The 24,241-nt window shown below is 68.5% G+C and carries 14 protein-coding genes; 10 read left to right on the top strand and 4 right to left on the bottom strand.

Annotated elements, in window-relative coordinates:
- Positions 1–38: 38 nt before the first annotated feature.
- Positions 39–2,129, bottom strand: a complete 2,091-nt coding sequence (gene ligA, locus ACO6D6_RS07505) for an NAD-dependent DNA ligase LigA (protein WP_484784577.1) — start codon at positions 2,127–2,129, stop codon at positions 39–41.
- Positions 2,130–2,217: 88 nt separating this feature from the next.
- On the opposite strand from ligA, the gene pepN reads away from it, so the two are divergent.
- The 3 genes from pepN to ACO6D6_RS07490 are packed head-to-tail and all read left to right on the top strand — an operon-like array spanning position 2,218 to position 7,021.
- The gene (gene pepN / locus ACO6D6_RS07500; protein ID WP_484784575.1) at positions 2,218–4,797 is read left to right on the top strand and encodes an aminopeptidase N; all 2,580 of its coding nucleotides are present in this window, start codon (positions 2,218–2,220) and stop codon (positions 4,795–4,797) included.
- A gap of 24 nt (positions 4,798–4,821) precedes the next feature.
- Positions 4,822–5,742: an aspartate carbamoyltransferase catalytic subunit gene (locus tag ACO6D6_RS07495; protein WP_484784573.1), complete on the top strand. Its 921-nt coding sequence runs from the start codon at positions 4,822–4,824 to the stop codon at positions 5,740–5,742.
- Between the two features lie 13 nt (positions 5,743–5,755).
- Positions 5,756–7,021 carry a dihydroorotase gene (locus tag ACO6D6_RS07490; RefSeq protein WP_484784571.1) on the top strand — a complete coding sequence of 422 codons (1,266 nt, stop codon included), beginning with the start codon at positions 5,756–5,758 and terminating at the stop codon, positions 7,019–7,021.
- A 360-nt stretch (positions 7,022–7,381) separates the two neighbouring features.
- Here ACO6D6_RS07490 and ACO6D6_RS07485 read toward each other — a convergent pair whose 3' ends face one another.
- The gene (locus tag ACO6D6_RS07485) at positions 7,382–8,683 is read right to left on the bottom strand and encodes an ABC transporter substrate-binding protein (protein ID WP_484784651.1); all 1,302 of its coding nucleotides are present in this window, start codon (positions 8,681–8,683) and stop codon (positions 7,382–7,384) included.
- Positions 8,684–9,029: 346 nt separating this feature from the next.
- Here ACO6D6_RS07485 and gndA point away from each other — a divergent pair, with 346 nt between their 5' ends.
- The 5 genes from gndA to ACO6D6_RS07460 all read left to right on the top strand — a co-directional run bounded on the left by gndA (position 9,030) and on the right by ACO6D6_RS07460 (position 18,072).
- Positions 9,030–10,466, top strand: coding sequence for an NADP-dependent phosphogluconate dehydrogenase (gene gndA, locus ACO6D6_RS07480; protein ID WP_484784569.1), 1,437 nt, complete (start codon positions 9,030–9,032; stop codon positions 10,464–10,466).
- Positions 10,467–10,618: 152 nt separating this feature from the next.
- Complete coding sequence (locus ACO6D6_RS07475) at positions 10,619–14,890, top strand: DEAD/DEAH box helicase (RefSeq protein ID WP_484784567.1); 4,272 nt, start codon at positions 10,619–10,621, stop codon at positions 14,888–14,890.
- A gap of 74 nt (positions 14,891–14,964) precedes the next feature.
- Positions 14,965–15,528 carry an alkyl hydroperoxide reductase subunit C gene (gene ahpC, locus ACO6D6_RS07470; RefSeq protein ID WP_484784566.1) on the top strand — a complete coding sequence of 188 codons (564 nt, stop codon included), beginning with the start codon at positions 14,965–14,967 and terminating at the stop codon, positions 15,526–15,528.
- 25 nt (positions 15,529–15,553) lie between these two features.
- On the top strand, positions 15,554–17,152 hold the full coding sequence (gene ahpF / locus ACO6D6_RS07465; protein WP_484784565.1) for an alkyl hydroperoxide reductase subunit F: 1,599 nt from the start codon (positions 15,554–15,556) through the stop codon (positions 17,150–17,152).
- On the top strand, positions 17,149–18,072 hold the full coding sequence (locus ACO6D6_RS07460; protein WP_484784563.1) for a LysR substrate-binding domain-containing protein: 924 nt from the start codon (positions 17,149–17,151) through the stop codon (positions 18,070–18,072). Before ahpF ends, ACO6D6_RS07460 begins: the two co-directional genes overlap by 4 nt.
- A 60-nt stretch (positions 18,073–18,132) precedes the next feature.
- On the opposite strand, the gene ACO6D6_RS07455 is transcribed toward ACO6D6_RS07460, so the two are convergent.
- Both ACO6D6_RS07455 and ACO6D6_RS07450 read right to left on the bottom strand, forming a co-directional pair.
- Complete coding sequence (locus ACO6D6_RS07455; RefSeq protein ID WP_484784561.1) at positions 18,133–18,981, bottom strand: acyl-CoA thioesterase; 849 nt, start codon at positions 18,979–18,981, stop codon at positions 18,133–18,135.
- 1 nt (position 18,982) lies between these two features.
- Positions 18,983–20,812: an AMP-dependent synthetase/ligase gene (locus ACO6D6_RS07450; RefSeq protein ID WP_484784560.1), complete on the bottom strand. Its 1,830-nt coding sequence runs from the start codon at positions 20,810–20,812 to the stop codon at positions 18,983–18,985.
- Between the two features lie 102 nt (positions 20,813–20,914).
- On the opposite strand from ACO6D6_RS07450, the gene ACO6D6_RS07445 reads away from it, so the two are divergent.
- Complete coding sequence (locus ACO6D6_RS07445) at positions 20,915–21,379, top strand: MarR family winged helix-turn-helix transcriptional regulator (RefSeq protein ID WP_484784558.1); 465 nt, start codon at positions 20,915–20,917, stop codon at positions 21,377–21,379.
- Positions 21,376–24,159: an FAD-binding and (Fe-S)-binding domain-containing protein gene (locus tag ACO6D6_RS07440; RefSeq protein WP_484784557.1), complete on the top strand. Its 2,784-nt coding sequence runs from the start codon at positions 21,376–21,378 to the stop codon at positions 24,157–24,159. Before ACO6D6_RS07445 ends, ACO6D6_RS07440 begins: the two co-directional genes overlap by 4 nt.
- Positions 24,160–24,241: the final 82 nt, after the last annotated feature.

The following is a 24,241-nucleotide window of genomic DNA, read 5'->3' as shown; positions in this document are numbered from 1 at the left end:
GCCACGAGAACTGGGGCGCGACGGCATCAGCGGACTGGTCACTCGTCACCGGGCGATCCGGGCGCAGATGTTGCCGCGTCGCTGCCGTCGCTGAGCCCCGCGGGTCCTTTCTCCAGGAGGATCAGGAATCCCGCCTCGTCGAGGATGGGCAACCCCAGTTCCTCCGCCTTGGTGGCCTTGCTGCCGGCGTTCTCCCCCACCACCACGTAGCTGGTTTTCCGGCTCACCGACCCTGCGGCCTTGCCACCCCGGGAGACGATGGCCTCCTTGGCGCCGTCACGGGTGAATCCCTCAAGGCCTCCCGTGACGACCACGGTCAGTCCCTCGAGGGTCGCGGAGGGCCGCTCGTCGCTGCCCGGTTCGGGGAGCTCATCGGCCATCCGGACCCCGGCGGCGGTCCAGGCCTCGACGATGTCGGCATGCCAGTCCACCTCGAACCACAGCTTCAGTGACTGGGCGATCACCGAACCCACGCCCTCGGTGTCGGCCAGTTCTTCGACGGAGGCGGCACGGATCGCGGACATGCTCCCGAAACGGGACGCGAGCGCGCGGGCCGCGGTGGGGCCGACGTGGCGGATGGACAACGCCACCAGCACCCGCCACAGCGGCTGCTGCCTGGCGGCAGCCAGGTTTTCCAGCAACTTCAGGCCGTTGGCGGTGATTCCCCGCCGGGTGGCGTAGATGGAGCTGCGGGCCAGGTCCTCCTCGGTGAGCGCGAACAGACCCGACTCGTCGGTCAGCAAGCCGGATTCCAGGAGGTCGCGGGCTCCCACCTCGCCCAGCGCCTCGATGTCGAAGGCCCCGCGGGCGGCCAGCGAGTAGAGGCGTTCCCTGAGCTGGCTGGGGCAGCTGCGGGCGTTCGGGCAGCGCAGATCCTTGTCGCCCTCCTTCTGCTGCGCCAGGGCGGTGCCGCAGGCCGGGCAGTGGGTGGCCATCACGAATTCGCGTTCGTTGCCGTCGCGCAGCGAGACGACGGGGGCGACGATCTCGGGAATCACGTCACCGGCCTTGCGGAGCACCACGGTGTCCCCGATCCGCACCCCCTTGCGCACCACCTCGTGGGCGTTGTGGAGGGTGGCCATGGCGACCGTGGATCCCGCGACCAACACCGGTTCCATCGCCCCGAACGGGGTGACACGCCCGGTGCGCCCGACCCCGACGCGGATGTCGAGGAGCCGGGTGTGGACCTCCTCGGGTGGGTATTTGTAGGCGATCGCCCAGCGCGGTGCCCGGGAGGTGGATCCCAGCCGGCGCTGGGAGGCCAGGTCGTCGACCTTGACCACGACCCCGTCGATCTCGTGTTCGGCGTCGTGGCGGTGTTCGCCGTGATGGGTGACATAGGCCCGGACCGCGGCGGCCGAGTCGACCACCCGGGTGTGGGCCGATACCGGCAGCCCGTAGGAGCCCAGTACCTCGTAGGCCTGACTCTGGCGGGTCAGGGAGAGGCCGTCGTGGGTTCCGACGCCGTGGACGATCATCCGCAAAGGCCTGGTGGCGGTGACCCTGGGGTCCTTCTGCCTGAGCGATCCGGCGGCGGCGTTGCGGGGGTTGGCGAACCGGTGTTGCCCGGCCTCCTCCAGGGCCTCGTTCAGCTCCGCGAAGGCCTGTTTGGGGAAGAACACCTCACCTCGCACCTCCAGCACGGCGGGAATGTTGTTTCCCCGCAGCCGGTGCGGGATGCCGTGGATGGTGGCGACGTTTCCGGTGATGTCCTCCCCCACCCGTCCATCCCCCCGGGTGGCAGCCTGCGCGAGGCGCCCGTCGAGGTAGGTGAGGTTCACCGCCAGCCCGTCGATCTTCAACTCGCACAGGTAGTGCTCGGCGGGCACCCTGGCCAGCCAGGCGGCCAGTTCGGTCTCGTCGAAGACGTTGTCGAGGCTCAGCATCCGCTGCCGGTGGGTGACGGGAGTGAACTCGGTGACGCGCGCGTAGGCCACCCGCGTCGTGGCGGAGTCCAGGCGTCGCAGCTCGGGGTGGCGATCCTCCAGGCCCGCGAGTTCCCGGAGCCGTTCGTCGTACTCGGCGTCGGAGATTATGGGCTCGACCCCCCCGTAGTAGGCGTCACTGGCGGCCAGGAGAAGCTGGTTGAGTTCCTGCCAGCGGTATTCAGTTTCGGGGGAAATCGTCATGACCCCATGCTGTCACAAGCCCCACACGGGGAATGATGCGATAAAGTGCTTGAGCTTGGCAGAACAGCAACGATGATTGAAGGTGTCCATGGCAACCGCCAATATCACTCGCGAAGAAGCCGTCCTCCGCTCCGGCGTCGTCAAGGCAGGGGCATACCGGGTGACGGTCGACGTGACCGGCAACGGTGTCGCCGATCCCGAGCGCACCTTCGCCTCTCACACCGAACTCGATTTTGCTTCGAAGGGTGGCTCCACCCACCTGGACGTGATCGCCGACGAGATCCGTTCCGCCACCCTCGACGGTGCCCCCCTGCCCGTTGATGGGTTCGACGGCTACCGACTGCCGTTGACGGATCTCACGGAGGGCAACCACACGATCGTCGTCGACGCCGTGCACCGCTACTCCCACACCGGTGAGGGGCTGCACCGTTTCGTCGACACCGACGGCAAGGTCTACCTGTACTCCCAGTTCGAGACGGCGGATGCCCGGCGCATGTACGCCACCTTCGAACAGCCCGACCAGAAGGCGACCTTCCAGCTGACCGTCCTGGCTCCCGCGCACTGGAGCGTGTTCACCAACTCCCGCTGCGTCGAGGGCCAGCCCGCCGGCGAGGGGGTCGCGCGCTTCGAGCACGCCCCCACCCCCGTGATATCGACCTACATCACCGCTTTGGTGGCCGGCGAATACCACGTGGTCAAGGGCCAGATCAACTCCGCGGCCGGGGTGCTGCCCGCATCCGTGGCCTGCCGCGCCTCGATGGCCGAGTTCCTCGACGCCGACCGGATCCTCGAGACCACGCAGCGTGGTTTCGAGGTGTTCGAGTCGGCCTTCGGGGTGCCCTACGCCTTTGATTCCTACGACCAGATCTTCGTGCCCGAATTCAATTTCGGCGCCATGGAGAACGCGGGCTGTGTCACCTTCCGTGACCAGTACCTGTTCCGTTCCCGCGTCACCGCCCGCGAGCTGGAGGCCCGCGACAACACCATCCTCCATGAGCTGGCCCACATGTGGTTCGGCGACCTGGTGACGATGCAGTGGTGGGACGACCTGTGGCTCAACGAGTCGTTCGCCGAATGGGCCTCGCACTTCGCGGCCGACGAGATCGCCAGGAAGCACGGCACGGGAGCCAATCCGTGGGCCTCGTTCTCGAACGAGCGCAAGGCCTGGGCCTACCTGCAGGACCAGCTTTCCACCACCCACCCCATAGCCGCGGACATGAGCGACCTGGAGAAGGTGGAGCAGAACTTCGACGGCATCACCTACGCCAAGGGTGCCTCCGTGTTGAAGCTGCTGGTCTCCTTCGTCGGTATCGAGGACTTCACCAAGGGGGTCGGGAACTACTTCCGCAAACACGCCCACGGCAACACCACCCTGGCCGACCTGCTCACCGAGCTGGAGGCCGCCTCCGGGCGCGACCTGTCCTGGTTCACCGGGCAGTGGTTGGAAAGCGCGGGGGTCAACACCCTGCGGGCCGAGTTCGAGGTTGACGAGACCGGCACCTTCACGCGGTTCGCGGTCGTCCAGACCGCACCCGAGGGCTGGCCGACACTGCGCACCCACCGACTCGGAATCGGCATCTACGCCAACACCGACAACGGCCTGGAGCGCGTCGACTACGTGGAGATCGACGTCTCCGGTGAGCGCACCGAGGTGCCCGCCCTGGTTGGACGGGCCCGCCGCGACGTGGTCCTGCTGAACGACGGGGACCTCACCTTCGCGAAGATCCGCCTCGACGAGTTGTCCCGCAACGCGCTGGTGGCCGGGATCGACAGGTTGCTCGACCCGCTGGCCCGCGCCATCACCTGGTCGCTGTTCTGGGACTCGGTCCGTGACGCCGAGATCGCCCCGCAGGAGCTGGTCTCCCTGGCCCTCCAGGGCATCAGTTCGGAGAAGGACATGGCCGCGGTCACCACGGTGCTGGCGCAGGCCGCCGTCTGTTCAGGACGTTTCATGGCCCCCGAGCTGCGTGAGGCCGCGAACATGAAGCTCGTCACCGGCTTGGCGGGGCTGCTGAAGGACGCCGAACCCGGTTCCGACGCGCAGCTGATCATCGCCAAGACACTGATCGGGGTTGCCCGCAGCGAAAGCGCGTGCGAACTGATCCGCGGCTGGCTGCACGACGAGGAGGTTCCCACCAACCTCACCGTGGACACGGAGTTGCGCTGGCTCATAGTCACCGCCCTGGCCCGCCGCGGCATCTTCGGTGAGAAGGAGATCGCCGCCGAACTGGAGCGGGACAACACCAACACCGGTGCCGAACACGCCGCCGGTGCCCGCTCAAGCCTGCCCACCGCAGAGGCCAAGGCCGAGGCGTGGCGGCTGGCCACCGCGGACCCGGACGTCCCGAACGAGACCCACCGCAGCATCGCCGCGGGGTTCATCAACTACGGCCAGGAGGATGTGCTGGCCCCCTACGTGGACTCCTACGCGAAACTGGCCGAGGCCATCTCGAAGCGCGAGGACGGCTGGGACACGCGCGGCTACGCGGCCATCGGGGCGGTGCTCAGGTGGTTGTTCCCCGAAACCCTGGCAACCGCCGAGGTGATCGGGCGGTTCCGCCGCTATCTCGCGGAGGGTCAACCCACAGACCAGGTGCGACGCCTGTTGAGTGAGCGGCTCGACGAGGCCGAACGAAACCTGCGGGTCCAGGAACGCAGCCGCCACTGATCCAAACCCTGGAGGAGCCCGGCCATGAAGCATCTGCTCAGCATCACCGATCTCAGCACCGACGAGATCCACTCGATCCTTCACCTGGCCGGGCGGATGCACCAGCTGCAGGAGGCCCGGGTCAAGAAACTGCCCTACCTGAAGGGCCGCACCGTGGTGAACCTCTTCTTCGAGGACTCCACCCGCACCCGCAGCTCCTTCGAGCTCGCCGCCAAGTGGCTCTCCGCCGACGCCATCAACGTCTCGGCCCGCGGGTCGAGCGTCTCGAAGGGCGAATCGATGCGCGACACCCTCATGACCCTGGACGCCATGGGGGTGGACGCCATCGTGATGCGCCACCCGGGTTCCGGATCGGTGGCCCAGGCCGCGGGATGGGTGCGGGCCTGCATGGTCAACGCCGGTGACGGCACCCACGAACACCCGACCCAGGCCCTCCTGGACGCCCACGCGATGCTGACCCACTTCACCCGCACCAGACTGGGAACCCTGGAGGGCAAACTGGTCTCCATCACCGGGGACCTGCTGCACTCCAGGGTCGTCCGTTCGAACGTCGCGCTGCTGAGCAGGCTGGGGGCGCGGGTGGTGCTGGTCGCCCCGCACACGCTGATGCCTCCCGGGGTGAAGACCTGGGGGGTGCAGGTCACCTCCGACCTGGACGAGGTGATCTCGGATGTCGACGTCGCCATGATGCTGCGGGTGCAGCGGGAACGCATGCATGGCGGTTTCTTCCCCTCGGAACGGGAGTACGTGGCAGCCTACGGGCTGACGGCCTCCCGGCTGACCAGGCTGCGCCCCACTGCGGTGATCGCGCATCCCGGACCCATGAACCGGGGCCTGGAAATCAGCTCCACCGCCGCCGACGACCCGCGTTCCATCGTGCTCGACCAGGTCTCCTCGGGGATCGCGGTCCGCATGAGCGTGCTGCACCACCTGCTGGCCGACTGACGGGAGGAAATCAATGTCGAAACTCGCCATCACCGGGGTCACCCTGCCCGACGGGTCACGAACGGACCTGTTCGTCGAATCGGGCCACCTCGTCGATCAACGCCCCTTGGGAGCGACCACCATCGACGCGGACGGGTTGATCGCGCTGCCCGGCCTGGTGGACATCCACACCCACCTGCGCGAGCCGGGACGCGAGGACGCCGAAACCGTGGAGTCCGGTTCCCGCGCGGCCGCCCGTGGCGGCTTCACCGCCGTCTTCGCAATGGCGAACACCCAGCCGGTCACGGACACCGCGGAGAACGCCGAGCACGTGTTGGCGCTGGGAACCACCGCCAACAACTGCCAGGTGTTCCCGATCGGCGCCATCACGAAGAACCTGGCGGGCCGGGAACTGGCGGAACTGGGGCTGATGCACCGTTCACGGGCCCGGGTCTCGGTGTTCTCCGACGACGGGCACTGCGTGATGGACGCCAGCCTGATGAGACGCGCCTTCGAATGGGTCAAATCGTTCGACGGGGTGCTGGCTCAGCACGCCCAGGACGCCACCCTCGCCGGCCCCGAGGCGTGCTGCCACGAGGGTGAGATCTCGGGCCGGCTGGGGCTCCCGGGCTGGCCCCCGGTGGCGGAGTCGGTGATAATCGCCCGCGATGTCGCCCTGGCGGAGGCCACCGGTTCCCGCCTGCACGTGTGCCACGTCTCGACGGCGGAGGGCGTGGACGTGCTGCGCTGGGCCAAGAAGCGGGGCATCCGGGTGACCGCCGAGGCCACCCCCCATCACCTGTACCTGACCACCCCGGAGGTCGTGGGATACGACACCACCTTCAAGGTCAATCCCCCGCTGCGCACCGACGAGCACGTCGAGGCGGTGCGGGCCGCGCTGGCCGACGGCACCATCGACGCGGTTGCCACGGACCACGCACCCCACGCGCCGCAGGACAAGGACCACGCCTTCGTCGACGCCCGGCCCGGGATGCTGGGGCTGGAGCAGGCCCTGGCGGTGGTGATGGAGACCATGGTCGCCCCGGGCCGCCTGACCTGGCCGCAGGTGGCCGAACGGATGAGCCACACCCCGGCCCGGATCGGGAAGGCGACGGGGCAGGGACGTCCCCTGAACCCGGGTGAGCCCGCGAACCTGGTGCTGATCGACCCGCAGCGGCGGGCAACGGTGGACCGGAACGATTCCGCCTCCATCAGCCACAACAACCCGTACCACGGCCGGGATCTCCCCGACCCGGTGGAAATGACCCTGTGGAACGGCAGGGTCACCCACAAGCGCTGAGGCAGCCCGGGAGCGGGGCACGGTGTGGCCCGTCAGCAGGTTCCCCACGCTCCGGGAAGGGAACCACCCGCCCTTGAGCAGGTCGGGTGCTTCCCGGGACGAACACTCGTCGGGAGTGCTGACCTTGAGACGGCGATCAGGCGGGTCGGGTTGTTGCCACACCCGGTGGTCGACGTCGACGGGTCCCGGCCCCGGGTGCGCGAGGAGCACGTTTCCCATCGACCGTGGTTTCCGGGATCGGATTCGGCATCTCGATCAGTCCAGTCGCCGACATCACCACCGGGGCCATCACCGAAACCAGCAGTGCGCTCGGCATCGCTTTGCCGGGATCGGCCTTGAGGCTCAAGATATGGGTTCTGCTCAGCCTTCGGCCACCGGCAGCCCGGATTTCTTGAGGGTCTCCGTCGAGGTGCTCTCGGCGACGGTGAAGATGTCAGTCACCTTCGCACTGCCCGCCACCACCTCGTCGGCCTTCTCCCTCATCTTCTGGACGACGGTGGAGAAACCGGGAATGTAACCCCACTCCTTGGACAACTCTCCGTTGGCCTCGGCCAGCACCTGGTAGACGTCCTGGTTGCCGAACTGGCGCAAGGTTTTCTCGGGGGTGGTGACCGCGCCCTTGGCGGCGGGCAGAAGACCCTGGGAGGCCAGGTCGGTCACCTGGGTGTTCAACCAGTTGTTGAACTCCATGGCCTCGGTCTTGTGCTGGCAACCCTTCATGACGGCCACCCCGGACCCCCCGTCGGGACCGGTCATCCGGGCACCCCCGAAGGTGGGCAGTTTCGCGACGCGCCACTGTCCCTCGTAAGGAGTGCCGTCCAGCTTGTCGAGGGCGTAGCCGACCTCCCAGGCGGGGACGATGTTGCCGATCAGGGAACCGTTCATCAGGGCCTGTTCGTAGGAGCCGTCCGCGCGTTTGTTGGTGAGCGCGGCCTGGGCGTCCAGGACGTCCTGCCAGAACTTGGCCACCGCCTGCGTCTTCTCGTCGGTGGTGTTGATCCTCCACTTGTTGTCGACCGTCGCGTACCACACGGCACCGGCGGCAGCGGCCTGGGCGGAGAGCCAGTAGCCGGCCTCGTCGGGTTCGAAGTCGAGGATGTACTTGCCCTGGGCGGCGGCCTTCTTGGCGGCTTCCAGGAGCTCGTCGAAGGTCTTGGGAACCTCGATGCCCAAGGCGTTGAACTCGGCCTCGTTGTACAGGTAGACCAAGGGCCCGGTGTCCTGGGGCAGGCCCACCATCTTGCCGCCGACCGACATCTGGGAGTAGGCGGCGTCGTTGTAGTTGTCCTTGTACTTGGAGGCCTCACCGGAGACGTCCTCGAGCAGGTTCCCGACGAGCATCTCGGGGGCCTCTCCGTAACCGACCTGGGCCAGACAGGGGGCGCTCTTGTTCGCCACATCGGCCTTCAGCTTGGTCATCAACTCCGAGGATTTGCCGGTGAACTTGGTGGCGGTGACCTGAATGTTCGGATGTGCGGCATTCCATTTCTCGACCATGTCGACCACCGGGATCATGCCCGGCCCGTCGGGAAGCCGGTGCACATATTCGATCCTGATCACGTTGTCGCCCGGCTGGGCGGATTCGGACCCGCCGCCACCGGCCACGGTTCCGCATGCGGAAAGAACGACGGCTGCAGCTGACAACAGGCCCGTGACAGCCATCAAGCACTTGCTCTGCATTGAATTTTTATTCCCTCTACGTCGGCCTCTGGCAGGAAACGCGCCCCGGCTCCCGGGCAAACCGGGCGGCCTGCCGACAGGACACGGGGCTTTTTCTCTGCGCACATTCAATGTACATAACCCACGGCCCGGTCCGTGACCACGGGCCACGGACCGAAACACCAGCTCCACCATCATGACCGGTGTATGGCCAAACTCGGCGCAGGAACACGATGGCTGGTCACCGCCTGATCCCTTCCGGCGAATCCCCGCCCTGACAACACTTTTCGCAACAGGGCCTAAGCTGGCTGTGCAGACCCACGGGTCCGTTGAACAGTTAAGGAGTCACATGAGCGAGCAACTGGCCCAAGTCGGGGTGATCGGGATGGCGGTGATGGGGTCGAACCTGGCCCGGAACCTCGCCCGCAATGGATTCCGGGTCGCCATCCACAACCGGACGGCCGCCCGCACCGACGAGGTAATCGCGCTCCACGGCTCCGAGGGGGATTTCGTACCCTGCCACGAGCTGGCGGATTTCGTCGCCTCCCTGGAGCGTCCCCGCCGCATCATTCTCATGGTCAAGGCCGGCGGCCCGACCGACGCCACCATCGACGCCCTCGTACCGCTCCTGGAGAAGGGGGACATCGTCGTCGACGGCGGCAACTCGTTCTTCCAGGACACCCGCCGCCGCGAGCAGCACCTGCGCGACCTCGGATTGCATTTCGTGGGGGCGGGGATCTCCGGAGGGGAGGTCGGCGCCCTGGAAGGGCCCTCGATCATGCCCGGCGGATCCCCGGAGTCCTACGAGGCGCTCGGCCCGATCCTGGAGCGGATCGCCGCCGACGTGGACGGGGAGCCGTGCTGCACCCACATCGGCGCCGACGGCGCCGGGCATTTCGTGAAGATGGTCCACAACGGCATCGAGTACGCCGACATGCAGTTCATCGGAGAGGCCTACGAGCTGCTGAAGGCCCTGGGGCTCGACCACACCGAGATGGCGGACATCTTCGCCACCTGGAACACCGGGGACCTGGATTCCTACCTCATCGAGATCACCGCCGAGGTGCTGCGCAAGACCGATCCCCGCACCGGTGTTCCGCTGGTGGACGTGATCCGGGACGCCGCGGGCATGAAGGGAACGGGCACCTGGACGGTCCAGTCGGCGCTCGACCTGGGCACCCCGGTAAACACCATCGCCGAGTCCGTGTTCGCCCGCGCCATTTCCTCGGCCCCCGAGCTGCGCGCCGCCGCCCGGGCAGCCCTCCACGGACCGGAGCGGAGCATCCGGGTGGCCGATCGCGATGTCTTCGTCGAGCAGGTCCGCCAGGCTTTGTGGGCCAGCAAGGTGGTGGCCTATGCGCAGGGTCTGGACGAGATCCGCATGGCGGCCGCCGAGTACGGCTGGAACATCGACATCGCGGAGGTGGCGCGGATCTGGCGAGCCGGCTGCATCATCCGCGCCCGCCTGCTGGAGCGGATCCGTTCCGAGTACGCGGCCGGCAACCTCGTCACCCTGCTGGAGGCCCCCTCCATCGTGGCGGGCCTCGCGGAGGCCCAGGAAGGCTGGCGCACCGTCGTGGCCGAGGCCGTGCGGGCCGGGGTACCGGTACCCGGTTTCTCGGCGGCGCTGGCCCACTACGACCAGGCCCGGGCGCCGCGTCTCAACGCGGCACTCACGCAAGGACTGCGCGACTACTTCGGTGCGCACACCTATCGCCGCATCGACGACGAGGGGGCCTTCCACATCAACTGGTCGACCGACGGCGCAGAGGTCGCCGCCGACTGACCCCAAGTCCCCGGGCAAGCGCGAGCTGGTTTCGACACGGCCGGCTCGCAGAGCGAGCAGCCCGGCTCAACCAACTTCCACATCCCAGGCCGACCCAACCAGCTTCGGGGTAGGTTCCGTGGTCTGTCGGGGCCAGGTGGCAGACTTCCGGCATGCCGATGAGCCGTTTCTCCGCCCCGAGCCGGGACTGGTTCGTGAACACCTTCGGGGCGCCGACGCCCGTGCAGGAGGGGGCGTGGCGGGCCATCGCCGACGGGGGTCACGTCCTGGTGGTGGCTCCGACCGGCTCCGGGAAGACCCTGGCGGCCTTCCTGCACGCCCTCGATTCCCTGCTGCAACCCGGCGACCGTCCCCGGGGCACGAGGGTGGTCTACGTCTCCCCCCTGAAGGCGCTCGGGGTTGATGTGGAACGCAACCTGCGCGTCCCGCTGGCCGGAATCCGCGAGGAGGCCGGGCGGCAGGGCCGCAGGGTTTCCGAGGTCACCGTCGGGGTGCGCTCGGGCGACACCCCGGCCCGCGACCGCGACCGGATGCGGCGCAGGCCACCGGATGTGTTGATCACCACACCCGAGTCGCTGTACCTGATGCTCACCTCCTCGGCCCGGGAAACCCTCCGCGACGTCGAGACGGTGATAATCGACGAGATCCACGCCGTCGCCGGCTCCAAACGCGGCACCCACCTGGCCCTCAGCCTGGAGCGCCTGGACCTGCTGGCCGGTCGCGACGTGCAGCGCGTGGCCCTGTCGGCCACCGTGCGTCCCGTCGAAAAGGTGGCTGCCTTCCTCGGGGGCGACCGGGACGTGGTCGTGGTGGCTCCCGGGACCGGGAAAAGCTGGGATGTCCAGGTCGCCACTCCCCCACTGAACGATCCCTGGCCCCACGTGGAGAAGGAGGTCCTGGATTCGATCCTGAGGGCCCGGTCCACGCTGGTGTTCGCGAACTCCCGCCGGGCGGCGGAGAAACTGACGGCTCGCCTCAACGAGCTGTGGTTGGATGCCGGCGGCGACGAGGACCTGGCCCGCGCCCACCACGGTTCGGTCAGCAAACACGTCCGGGCCGAGATCGAGGATGCACTCAAGGCGGGGCGGCTGCGGGCCGTCGTGGCCACGAGTTCCTTGGAGCTGGGCATCGACATGGGCGCCGTCGACCAGGTGATCCAGATCAGCGCCCCCTTGTCCACCTCGAGTGCGCTGCAGCGTTTCGGCCGGGCCGGGCACCGGGTGGGTGCAACCTCCCGGGGACGCCTCCACACCCTGCACCGCGGGGAGCTGGCGGCAGCGGTCGTGACCGTCTCCGACATGATCGAGAGCCGGATCGAGGAGCTGCGCATCCCTGTCCTGGCGCTCGATGTCCTGGCCCAGCAGACCATCGCCGCTGCCGCCGCCGCGGGGGATGCGGGACTGGGGATCGAGACCTGGCTGGCGGCGGTGCGACGCTCCCATCCCTACTCCGGTTTGGGGGACGAAGCCTTCGACGCGGTCCTGCGGCTGCTGCTCGGCACCTATCCCAGCGCCGATTTCTCGGAGCTGCGGGCCCGCCTGGAGCGGCGCGGCGACCGGTTGTTCGCCCTGCCCGGGGCCGGACGGCTCGCCGTCACCTCTGGCGGCACCATCCCGGACCGGGGTCTCTACGGGGTGTTCCTGGCCGACGGTGATGGCCCCGGACGCCGGGTCGGGGAACTCGACGAGGAAATGGTCCACGAGACCCGGGTGGGTGAAACCTTCACGCTCGGCGCCTCCTCGTGGACGGTGGTCGGGATCACGCGCGACCAGGTGCTGGTCACCCCCGCTCCGGGGCGGCCCGGGAAGCTGCCCTTCTGGATCGGTGAGGATCTGTCCCGCCCCGCGGAGCTGGGATGTCGCATCGGGGAGCTGCTGCGCCGGGTCGCCGAGGATCCCGACGGCCTCGATCTCCCCTGGGTCGACGAGAACACCCGGAGGGAACTGGTGACTCTCGTCGCGGAGCAGCGCGAGGCCACCGGGGTGGTGCCGGATGAGCGGACCGTCGTGGTGGAACGGTTCCGCGACGAGTTGGGTGACTGGCGGGTCGTGGTGCACAGTCCGCTGGGACGGGCGGTGCTGGCGCCCTGGAGCGTGGCGGTGGCCGCCCTCGTGGAACGGCGCTCCGGGGTCGATTCCCAACCCTTGGCCAATGACGACGGTTTCATCCTGCGGCTGCCGGACGGGGAACTGCCCGCCCTGGTCGCGGACCTGGCGCGGATCGCCCCGAAGGACGTGGAGCGTCTCGTCGCGGACCAGGTGGGCGGTACCTCGCTGTTCGCGGCCCGGTTCCGGGAGTGCGCCTCCCGCGCCCTGCTGCTGCCTCGCCGCCACGGCCGCCGGATGCCGTTGTGGCAGCAGCGTCACCGGGCCGCCCAGCTGCTCCAGGTGGCACGCCAGCACCCGAACTTCCCCATCACCCTGGAGGCGGTGCGGGAATGCCTGACTGACCGGTGGGACCTGCCCGGGCTGACCGGGCTGCTCTCGCGGATCCGTTCGGGAGCGGTGCGGCTCGTCGAGGTGGTCACGCCCTCCCCCAGCCCGTTCGCGGCCAGCATGCTCTACGGCTACGCGGGCAGGTTCATGTACGAGGGTGACCTGCCGATCGCGGAGAGGCGGGCCCAGTCGCTGGCCCTCGACCCGGCCCTGCTGGCCTCGGTGCTCGGAACGCTGGATCTGCGGGAGCTGCTGGACCCCGTCGTCGTCGAGCGTTTCCGGGCGGAGCTGCAGCACACCGCCGACGGGTACCGGGCCCGGAATGTCGCGGAACTGGTTGACCTGCCCCGCCGCCTGGGACCCCTGTCCCCCACGGAGCTGGAACTCCGAAGCGAGTTTCCCCTACCCGACCCGCCGCCGGCCGGCCTGGTACCCGTGGTCATCGCCGACGAGGAACGCCTGGCCGCCGAACCGGATCTCGCGTTGCTGCGCGATGCCCTGGGGGTGGCGGTACCCGGCGAGGTGAGCACCGAAGCCGGCGGCCGCGATCCCCTGACCCAGCTCACCGCCCGTTTCGCCCGCACCCACACCCCCTTCACGGCCACGGCCCTCGCGGCTTCGTTCGGGTTGGGCCGGACCGTGGCCAGCCGCATCCTGGAGTCGGAGGCCGAAGCGGGCCACCTGGTCAGGGGCAGATTCACCGAGGACGTGGCCGAGACCGAGTACTGCGACCCGGGGGTCCTTGACCGGCTTCGGGGACGCTGTCTCGCAGCGGCCCGGGCCGCCGTGGAGCCGGTGCCCGCCGAGGCCTACACCCGTTTCCTGCTGGACCGGCACGGTGTCACAGAGCCGCGCCCCTCCTCCCCCGACGAGGTGCTCCTGGCCCTGCAGCAGCTGGCAGGCGCGGTGCTGCCGGCCAGCGTGTGGGAATCCCACGTGCTCCCGGCACGGGTCGCCGGATATCAACCCTCCCATCTGGATCAGCTGCTGGCCGAGGGTGAGGTGCTGATCCGGCTCCGCGGCGCCGGAGCGGATCCGTCGCTGACGCTGGTGGCGGCCGACGACCTGGATCTGGTGCCGCCACCTTCCGAGGCTGCGGACGAGGAGATTGCCGCCTTCGCGGCCGGGCTCGGTGACGGCCTGGTGGCGCCCGGGCACGCGGAGCTCCTGTGGCGGGCCGCCGCGGCCGGGCTGGTGGCACCCGCCTCGATGGCCCCGATCCGCGCGTTGCTGGCCGGGACGTCGCCCCGCCGCGCCCCGCGCAGCAGCTCCCGTTTCAGGGCCAGGCGCCCCCGCCCCGCACGTCCCCTCAGTCCCGCTTCCCGGGCTCTGCCCGGCCGCTGGTACGCCGTCACCGACGGTTCCGTAACACCCACCGAGGCACGGCTGGCGCGGGCAACCGGTTGGTTGGAGCGGTACGGTGTCGTGACCCGGGGGATCGTGGAGGGAACACCCGGGGGTTTCGCAGCCGCCTACGGGCTGCTGCGGGAGCTCGAGGACAGCGGCCTGGTGCGGCGCGGGGCGTTGGTGGACGGGTTGGGTGCGGCCCAGTTCGCCGCCCCCGAGACCATCGACGCGCTGCGGTCCTTCCGCGAACCCGACACCTCCGCGGCGAGGTTGCTGTCAGCGGTCGATCCCGCGAATCCCTTCGGCCGGGTGTTGCCCTGGCCGGCCCACGACACCGCCCGGCCCTCGCGTCTATCCGGGGCCGTGGTGGTGATCGCCGACGGAACCTGCCTGGCCCACCTGGGGCGCGGCGGGCGATCGCTGACCCTGTTCCCCTCCGGCTCCCCCGCCGCGGCTGCCACCCGGGTGATCCGCACCCTGGGTGAGGCCGTGACCCGGGGCCGGATGGCGCGGTTCCGCATCGAGGAGATCGACGGTGTCCGGGCCACGGCCCACCCCCTGGCGACCGAACTCAGGAAGGCCGAGGCCGGGCTCCACCCGCAGGGACTCGTGGTGGAGGGCACCCCCGCGCCACGCCGATAGACAAAATCATGCACATCTAGCTCTTTTGATATATAGTTCCTATCGTCCTGATTGACCGACGAAAGGTGCCAGCAATGTCCTTGATCAACACCCAGATCAAACCCTTCGCCACGACCGCCTACCGCTCCGGGGCCTTCGTGGATGTCTCCAGCGATGACTTCCAGGGCAAGTGGAACATCGTCTTCTTCTACCCCGCCGATTTCACCTTCGTGTGCCCGACCGAACTGGCAGACCTCCAGGGCATCTACGCCGAGCTCCAGTCCCTGGGCGTCGAGGTCTACTCGGTGAGCCGTGACTCCCACTTCGTCCACAAGGCGTGGCACGAGACCTCCCCCGAGATCGGCACCCTCGAGTTCGCGATGCTCGGTGACGTCAACGGCGTGATCACCAACAACTTCGACAACGCCCGCCCCGATTCCGGCCTGGCCGACCGCTCCACCTACCTCATCGACCCCGACGGCATCATCCAGTACATCGAGACCACCCCCGAGGGCGTGGGCCGCAACGCCACCGAGCTGCTCCGCAAGGTCAAGGCCGCCCAGTACGTCCGCAACCACCCCGGTGAGGTCTGCCCCGCCAAGTGGGAGGAGGGCGAGGAGACCCTCACCCCGTCCTTCGACCTGGTCGGCAAGATCTGAGACAGCGGTAAGGAGAAACCACACAGTGCTGGACGCCAACGCCACCGCGCAGCTCAAGAAGTACCTGGAGCTCGTCTCGCTCCCGATCGAGCTCGCCGCCTCGCTCGCCGCCTCGCTCGACGACTCCCCCGCCTCCACCAGGATGCGTGAACTCCTCGACGAGATCGCGGCCCTCAGCCCCCTCGTGAGCGTCGTCGAGGAATCCAACCCCCGCACCCCCTCCTTCGCGATCCGGCGCGCCGGCACCGAGGTCGAGGTTCGGTTCGCGGGACTGCCCATGGGACACGAGTTCTCCTCACTGGTGCTCGCCCTGGTCCAGGTCGGTGGCCACGCCCCCCGCCTGGACGAGGAGACCGCCGAGGCGGTGCGCCAGCTCGAGGGGGGAGAATTCGTCACCTACATGTCGCTGACCTGCCAGAACTGCCCGACCGTGGTTCAGGCCCTCAACACCATGAGCGTCATCAACCCGAGGATCCGTCACGTGGCGGTCGAGGGTGGCGCCTTCAAGGACGAGGTGGAGTCGCTCGGCATCAAGGCGGTCCCCGCGATCTACAAGGACGGGCAGCTGTTCGGCCAGGGTCGCATGGATGTCGCGGACTTCGTCGCCCGCCTCGACTCCGGGGCCGGTGCGCGCATCGCCGAGGCCCTTGACGCGAAGGACCCGTTCGAGGTCCTGGTCGTCGGAGGAGGCCCCGCGGGGGCGACGGCAGCCATCTACTCCGCCCGCAAGGCGCTGCGCACCGGCCTGGTCGCCGCGCGATTCGGCGGGCAGGTCCTCGACACCATGGCCATCGAGAACTTCATCTCGGTACCCCGAACCGAGGGTCCGCGGCTCGGGGCCGCCCTGGAGGAACACGTCCGCGCCCACGACGTGGACATCACCACGGGCGTGAAGGCCTCGGCGCTGCACCCGGCCGGCGAGGACGGATTGATCGCAGTCGACTTCGAGGGCGGCGGGACGCTGCGCGCCCGCAGCGTCGTCCTGGCCACGGGCGCCCACTACCGGACCATGGGTGTTCCCGGCGAGGAGGAGTACCGGAACAAGGGCGTGACCTTCTGCCCGCACTGCGACGGTCCCCTGTTCAAGGGCAAGCCGGTCGCGGTGATCGGTGGCGGCAACTCGGGCATCGAGGCCGCCATCGACCTGGCGCAGGTCGCCTCGCACGTGACGGTGGTGGAGTTCCTCGATGTCCTCAAGGCCGATGCCGTGCTGGTGAACACGCTGCGTTCCCTGCCCAACGTCGACGTCCTGACCTCGACGCGGGTGGTGGAGGTCGTCGGTGACGGCTCCCAGGTGACCGGCCTGGACATCGAGGACCGCACCTCCGGACAGGTGCGGCGCCTGGAACTGGAGGGGGTCTTCGTCCAGATCGGACTCCTGCCCGGCACCGGCTGGCTGGACGGCGTGATCGAACGCAACCGCGCGGGCGAGATCGTCATCGATCAGCGCGGCGCCACCTCCCTGCCCGGGGTTTTCGCCGCCGGCGACTGCGCCAACACCCCCTACAAGCAGATCGTCATCTCGCTGGGCTCCGGGGCCACGGCGGCGCTGTCCGCCTTCGATCACCTCATCCGTTCGCGGGAAGAGGCGGAAACCCCCGCCGCTACCACCACCCCGGCATGAACCTGAGGGATCTGGAATACCTCGTGGCGGTGGCCGACCAGCGGAGTTTCCGCTCGGCGGCCACCGCCTGTGGTGTCTCGCAGCCGACCCTGTCGGTCCAGCTCCGCAAACTCGAGGAACAGCTCGGAGTCGTCCTGATCGACCGCGCCGCATCCCGCCCGGCGCTGACCCCAACCGGTCAGCGGGTGGTGGAACGGGCACGGGTGGTACTGGCCGAGGCCGAGGCGATCCGGGTGATCGCCCAGGAGGCGACGGGCGCCACCACCCAGCTGCGGCTGGGGGTTTTCCCCACCCTCGGCCCGTATCTGCTGCCCCACGTCCTGCCCCGGGCCGGGAAGCGTTTCCCGAATCTTCGGCTGCTGCTGACCGAGGAGAAAACCCAACAGCTGGTGAGGATGCTGCGCTCGGGCGGGCTGGACGCCGCGCTGATCGCCATGCCCATCGATGACCCCCACCTGGAGGCGCGCCCCCTCTTCCGTGAGGAGTTCGTCCTGGCCACCCCCACCGGGCATCCGCTGATGGATGGGACGGGCGATGACCCCCTGGGGAGCCCCCCAATCCCGCCGGGCCGCGTGGCCGAGCACGAGCTGCTGGTCCTGGACGAGGGGCACTGCCTGGGAGGCCAGGTGCAGCTGTGGGCCTCCGAGCACCAGGTTCGGCTGCGGAAGGACTACCGCGCCACCAGTCTCGAGACCATGCGTCACATGATCGCATCCGGTGGCGGCCTCAGCCTGCTACCGGCCATGACGGTCCTGCCCCCCGTCTCGCCTGCCCCCGGGCTGGCGTTGCGCCGGATCGCCTCTCCCGCGCCCAGCCGGGACATCGCTCTGGTGTGGCCCCGCACATCGCCCCGCGCGGCCACCCTCGAGGCGTTGGCGCCCGCTCTGATCCCCTCCCTCCCCCTGGTCCAGGAGCTGTGAGCAGGCCGGCCCGTCGAGCCACCGGGCGCTGACCCGGCGCGGGCCGGCCGCCGTGAGGTCTCAATCGATCAGCCGCTCCGACAGGTCCTTGCGCACCTCGTCGGGCAGTTCCACGGGTTTCCCCTCCCCGTCCGCGGCGACCAGGACGGTGCGGCCACGAGCGAAGGTGGTGCCGTCATCGGGATTGAAGATTTCGGCCACGAGGGTCACGGAGGTGCGGCCGAGCGCCGCAGGTGCGGTGCGCACCGCGTACGGGTCCAGCCTGTGGGTGATCTGGTTGATGTAGTCGATGTCCTGCCGGGCGATCAGCCAGTTCAGCCGGGCCTTCCGGGTTCCGGAACGGGCCATCGCGGGGCTCCACGAGGTGGTGGCGGCTATCCGGGCCTGCATCAGATAGTCGAGGACCTTGACGTTGTTGACATGTCCGTAGGAGTCCAGGTCCGACCAGCGCACCGGGCAGGGCGTCACCGACCCGTTCCTGCCGAGATCCGGAACTTCGATGTGGGGCATGGGTTCCACCTCTGCCCGGTGCTCGGCCAGCCATTCCCGGTCGGTCAGGGCGAGGCGGGCCGGCTGCTGGGTCCCGAAGTCGAACGGGCAAAGCACCGTCCGGGCCCTGGCCACCGGAGTCGCGTCCTGGAAGAGGGCGTAGGCCACGTCGAACCGGGCGCCGCCCAGCCGGGAGATCGCCACCTCCGCGCCGATCCCGGCGTCCGAGTAGGTGATCGGCGCCAGGTAGCTGATCCGGTGACCGACCACCACGACCCCGGAATCGAGCAGCCCGGAACAGGGCCCCGCCCGGAAGAACGCGGTTCTCGCCTCCTGGAGGTAGTCGGCGATGACGGCGTTGTTGACATGTCCCTGGGCATCAAGATCGGACCAGCGCAGCGCGATCGTGGTGCGGAACACGTCATCCCTCCGCGTCGTAGAGGGAGTCGACGATGTCGCTGTAGCGTTTCGTCACCGCCGCGCGGCGGATCTTCATGTTCGGAGTGACCCCGTCGTTGTCCACCGTGAGTTCGTGATCGAGGATCGCGAACCGCTTCACGGTCTCCCAGCGTTCGAGACGCGAGTTGGCCTTCGCCATCTGTTTCTCGATCGAGGCCCGGATCTCGGGTCGCTGGCTGAGTTCTGCGTAGCTCAGGTGCCCGAGCTGGCGTTTCTCCGCCCAGGTCCGGAGCAGGATCGGGTCGAGCACCAGCAGCGCGGAGCAGTACTTGCGCCCATCCCCCACCGCGATGACCTGCGAGATGTAGGGAATGTTCGCGGTGATCGCGCCCTCTACCTTCTGCGGGGCGATGTACTTGCCGCCCGAGGTCTTGAACAGATCCTTCTTGCGGTCGGTGATGGTCAGGTTGCCCTCGGCGTCGAACTCCCCCAGGTCACCGGTGTGGTACCAGCCGTCGCCGAACACCTCCGCCGTGATGTCCGGCAGGTTGTGGTACCCGGGGGTGATGATGGGTCCGCGCAGCAGCACCTCCCCGTCCTCGGCCAGTTTCGTCTCGATTCCGGGCATCACCTTGCCCACCGATCCGAAACGCGGCTCGGCGGGATTGTTCAGGAAGGCGATCGCGGAGGTTTCCGTGGAACCGTAGCCCTCGACGATCAGCAGCCCAGCCGAATAGAACCACTCCTGCACCTGGGCGGAGAGCTTCGCCGAACCGGAGATCATGAACTTGATCCGCCCCCCGAGTTTCGCCTTGAGCTTGGAGAACACCAGGGCATCGGCCAGCCGGTACTTCAGCGCCAGGGAACCGGGCATCGGACGCCCGGACATCCGGTAGCTGCGGGAGTCACGCCCCACGGCGAAGGCCCAGCGGGAGATCCGCTCCTTCAGGCCCGTGTTGGCGGTCATGACTGCGGCCCGCACCTTCTCGAAGATGCGGGGAGCGCCGCACATGAACGTCGGTTTGACCTCGCCCAGGCCGTCGACGATCCGGTCGATCCGCCCATCCACGGCGGAGGCGAACCCGTAGGCGATCTGGCAGGCGATCAGCGCCTTCCCGAAGACGTGGCTGAGCGGCAGCCACAGGTACTGCAGGTCGGATTCGTCGATGATCTTCCAGTACTTGGTTCCCGAGCCCTCGTAGACCCAGGAGGCGTGGTTGAGCCGAACCCCCTTCGGCTGACCTGTCGTGCCGGAGGTGTAGATGAGGGTGGAGAGGGTGTCGTGGTCGGTGGATGCGATGGCCTCGTCGACGGCCCCGGGGTTTTGTTTCAACAGGTCCGCGCCGAGCAGCTGCAGCTGCGTGTAGGAGATGACCCGGTCGTTCAACTCCACGTGGGCGGTGTCGATGACGATGATGGTGTGGATGGCCTCCTTCAGGGCGGGGCTGGCCTCCACCTTCGCGAGCTGGGTCGCGTCCTCGACCACCACGATGCAGGTTCCCGCATCACCCAGGATGAAGTCCACGTCTCCCGTCGCGGTGTTCGGGTAGACCGTCGTGGTGGCGCCCGCCGCGCAGGCCACTGCCAAGTCGAGCAGGATCCACTCGAGCCTGGTGGTGGAGATTATTCCCACCCGCTGTTCACGCTCCAGTCCCCGGGCCAGCAGCCCGGCCGCGAGCCGGTCCACCAGCAGCCGCGACTCCGCCCATGTGTACCGGGTCCACTGGTTTGGCCCCTCCGGCGCCCGGTCAGGGTCGAGGAAGGCCAGCCCTTCGGGGGTCTCGGCCACTCGACGCCGGAACATGTCGCCAACCGAACTGGCAAAGCTGAGCAGTTCTTCCTGAAGACTCATCAACACTCCTAAGAGACATGGCCTTGCGAGCCTAACCGAATCGTGGAGTTCTTTACACAACTGGCCCTGGAAGAACCACCCCCATGGTTAGGATTGCGAACTGTGACCAAGGTTGAATGGTTGAACGACGATCAGCAGCGAATCTGGCGCGCCTGCCTGCGCGCCACTCATCGCATACAGAGTTATCTTGATGCGGACCTACGGCTGGCCGGTCTGGACCTGGCGGAATACGAGATACTCGTTACGCTCTCGGAGGCCCCGGACCAACAGTTACGGATGAGCGAGCTGGCCCACGCGGTCAGCCAGTCCCGTTCCCGCTTGACGCACACCGTTAAACGTCTTGAGGTCAGGGGACACGCGGAACGCACCAATTGCACCGACGACGGGCGGGGGGTACTGGCCTCGCTGACACCGGAGGGCATGGACTTCCTGACGCAGGTCGCCCCCGGACACGTGGCGGCGGTGCGCCGAATCCTGATAGATGCCATCGAACCCGGGGACCTGAAGGCCTTGGGTCGTGCCTGCGACGCCATCCTGGCGGTTCCGGACTACGATGATCATTCGTGAATCCAGTCGAGCTGCTTCGTGACCGACTCGGCGACCTGACACGCCTGCTGGACGACTCAGCTCTCACCCGCGGCATCTACTCCTCCGATGCCTCCCTCTACCGGGTCCCCCCCCTGGTGGTTGCCCGCCCCGAGAACCGTGACCAGTTGATCGCGCTCGTGCGGGCGGCCCTGGACTGCCGTCTCCCCGTCACCGTGCGCGGCGCGGGCACTTCGTGCGCGGGCAACGCGGTCGGAGCGGGCCTCGTGATAGACGTCTCCAAACACCTGAACCGCATCCACGTCGTCGATGAGCGAACCCGCACCGCCGTGATCGACCCGGGGGTGGTGCAGGAAGCCCTCCAGCAAGCAGCCGCCCCCCACTCTCTGAGGCTTGGCCCGGACCCGTCCACCTCGTCGCGCTGCACCGTCGGCGGGATGATCGGGAACAACGCCTGCGGGCCACGTGCCCTCGGTTACGGCCGCATGTCCGACAACGTGGTGGAACTGGAGATCATCGACGGCCACGGCCAGCTGCGGGTCCTGGGTCGCGACGACTTCCCCGAGCTGCGTTCCCTGGTGATGGCCAATCTGGGTGTGATCCGCACCGAGTTCGGCCGGTTCTCCCGGCAGGTCTCCGGTTATTCGCTGGAACACCTGCTGCCCGAGAAGAAATTCGACGTGGCGAAGTTCTTCGCGGGAACCGAGGGCACCCTGGGGATCATCACCCGGGCCACGGTGCGTCTGACCCCCGACCCCTCGCATCGCCTCATGGTGGCGCTCGGCTACCCGTCGATGGATCGCGCCGGGGATGACATCTCCCGGCTGCTGAAGTTCCGCCCCACCGCCTGCGAGGGGCTGGACCGGCGCATCGTGGACGTGGTGATCCGCAAACGGGGCGCCGATTCCGTCGGCCGGCTGCCCGCGGGCGAGGGCTGGATGTTCGTCGAACTGGCCGGTGAGGATCCCCTGGAGATCCGAGACCGCGCCGAGGCGCTCCTCGCCGAGGCCGACACCCGGGCCGGGTGGATCGTCGAGGATCAGGAGCAGGCCGCGTCGTTGTGGAAGCTGCGGGCCGACGGGGCCGGGCTGGCCGGGGTGTCGCTGGACAAACCCGCCTACGGGAGCTGGGAGGACGCGGCCGTGCCCCCGGAACACCTGGGTGATTACCTGCGCGACTTCGAGGCCCTCCTGGCCCGGCACGGCCTGCACTCGCTGCCCTACGGGCACTTCGGTGACGGCTGTGTCCACGCACGCATCGACTTCCCCTTCGAGGCTCCCGACGGCCGGGCCCGGTATCGCGCCTTCATGCTGGAGGCCGCCGAGATGGTTGCCTCCCACGGCGGTTCGATGTCCGGCGAGCACGGCGACGGGCGCGCCCGTTCGGAGCTGCTGCCACGGATGTACTCCCCCGAGGCACTGAAACTGTTCGGCGCGGTCAAGCACCTGTTCGACCCCGAGAACCTGCTCAACCCGGGTGTGCTGGTAGATCCCGAACCCACCGACTCCAACCTCCGGATGGTGGCGGCAACCGTGTCCCCCCTGAACCTGGAGGATCCCGAGTTCGTGGCCCGGGTGCACCAGTGCTCAGGGGTCGGCAAGTGCCTGTCCGAGACCACATCGACCGGCGGGGTGATGTGCCCGAGTTATCAGGCCACCCGCGACGAGAAGGACTCCACACGGGGCCGGGCCAGGGCGTTGCAGGAAATGGTCAACGGTTCCCTCATCACTGGGGGCTGGCGTTCACGTGAAGTGGCCGAGGCCCTCGACCTGTGCCTGTCCTGCAAGGGCTGCTCCCGCGACTGCCCCACGGGAATCGACATGGCCGCCTACAAGTCGCGCGTCACCCACGAGCGCCTCAAGGGACGGCTGCGACCCCGCAACCACTACTCCCTGGGCTGGTTGCCGCGCTGGGGACGTCTCATCACGAAACTCCCCGGCATCGGGCCGCTCATCAACATCGTCGGTGGCGCCCCCGGGTTGGGGAGCCTGATGAAATGGGCCGCCGGGGTCGACGGGCGGCGGCAGATCCCGCGTTTCGCATCGCGTTCCGCCCGCCGCCGCACCGCACTGCCGAAGGGTGGGGACAAGGGACCCGTCCTGATCTGGGTGGATTCGTTCAGCGACTGCTTCGAGTCGAACTCCTTCGCCGCGGTGGTGCAGGTCCTGACCCGTCTCGGCTACGAACCCCGGGCGCTGGACGAGAAGGCCTGCTGTGGCCTGACCTGGATCTCGACCGGCCAGCTGGACGGCGCCCGCCGCCAGCTCAGGCACGCCGCCGCCGTGCTGGCGCCGTTCGTCGAGCAGCACATTCCGATCGTCGGGGTGGAGCCGAGCTGCACCAGCGTGTGGCGTTCCGACGCTCCCGAGTTGCTGCCCGGGGACACCAACGTGAAGGCGTTGAGAGGGAAGGTCCTGACCCTTGCGGAGTTCCTGGCCAAGGATCCCGATTTTCTGCCCCCGGATCTGTCCGGGCACACCATCGTCGCCCAGCCCCACTGCCACCACGCCTCCGTGATCGGATGGCAGGCGGACCAGGCCCTGTTGAAGGCGACGGGAGCGGAGCTGGTGCAGGTGGGTGGCTGCTGTGGGCTGGCCGGGAACTTCGGCGTCGAGATCGGCCACCACGAGGTGAGCGTGAAGGTCTTCGAACACGACCTCGGGCCCGCGGTGACGGCCAACCCGGAGGCCATAGTCCTGGCCGACGGTTTCAGCTGCCAGACCCAGCTGAAGGGGCTGGCGGGCCGCGACTCGATGAGCCTGGCCGAGCTGTTGGCGACCCACCCGGCCCGCTCCGCCTGACCTGCAGAACCACGAGGAAACGACTGCAGAACCACAACGACTCGGGTGCAGAACCACAACGACTCGGGTGCAGAACCACAAC

It is taken from the genome of Arachnia sp. (assembly GCF_057238465.1).
This window is presented reverse-complemented; position numbering and strand designations above follow the sequence as displayed.

Excerpts from the sequence above, each read along its gene's own strand:
- ligA (WP_484784577.1), bottom strand. The coding sequence starts at position 2,129 with ATGACGATTTCCCCCGAAACTGAATACCGCTGGCAGGAACTCAACCAG.
- pepN (WP_484784575.1), top strand. The coding sequence starts at position 2,218 with ATGGCAACCGCCAATATCACTCGCGAAGAAGCCGTCCTCCGCTCCGGC.
- ACO6D6_RS07495 (WP_484784573.1), top strand. The coding sequence starts at position 4,822 with ATGAAGCATCTGCTCAGCATCACCGATCTCAGCACCGACGAGATCCAC.
- ACO6D6_RS07490 (WP_484784571.1), top strand. The coding sequence starts at position 5,756 with ATGTCGAAACTCGCCATCACCGGGGTCACCCTGCCCGACGGGTCACGA.
- ACO6D6_RS07485 (WP_484784651.1), bottom strand. The coding sequence starts at position 8,683 with ATGGCTGTCACGGGCCTGTTGTCAGCTGCAGCCGTCGTTCTTTCCGCA.
- gndA (WP_484784569.1), top strand. The coding sequence starts at position 9,030 with ATGAGCGAGCAACTGGCCCAAGTCGGGGTGATCGGGATGGCGGTGATG.
- ACO6D6_RS07475 (WP_484784567.1), top strand. The coding sequence starts at position 10,619 with ATGCCGATGAGCCGTTTCTCCGCCCCGAGCCGGGACTGGTTCGTGAAC.
- ahpC (WP_484784566.1), top strand. The coding sequence starts at position 14,965 with ATGTCCTTGATCAACACCCAGATCAAACCCTTCGCCACGACCGCCTAC.
- ACO6D6_RS07460 (WP_484784563.1), top strand. The coding sequence starts at position 17,149 with ATGAACCTGAGGGATCTGGAATACCTCGTGGCGGTGGCCGACCAGCGG.
- ACO6D6_RS07450 (WP_484784560.1), bottom strand. The coding sequence starts at position 20,812 with ATGAGTCTTCAGGAAGAACTGCTCAGCTTTGCCAGTTCGGTTGGCGAC.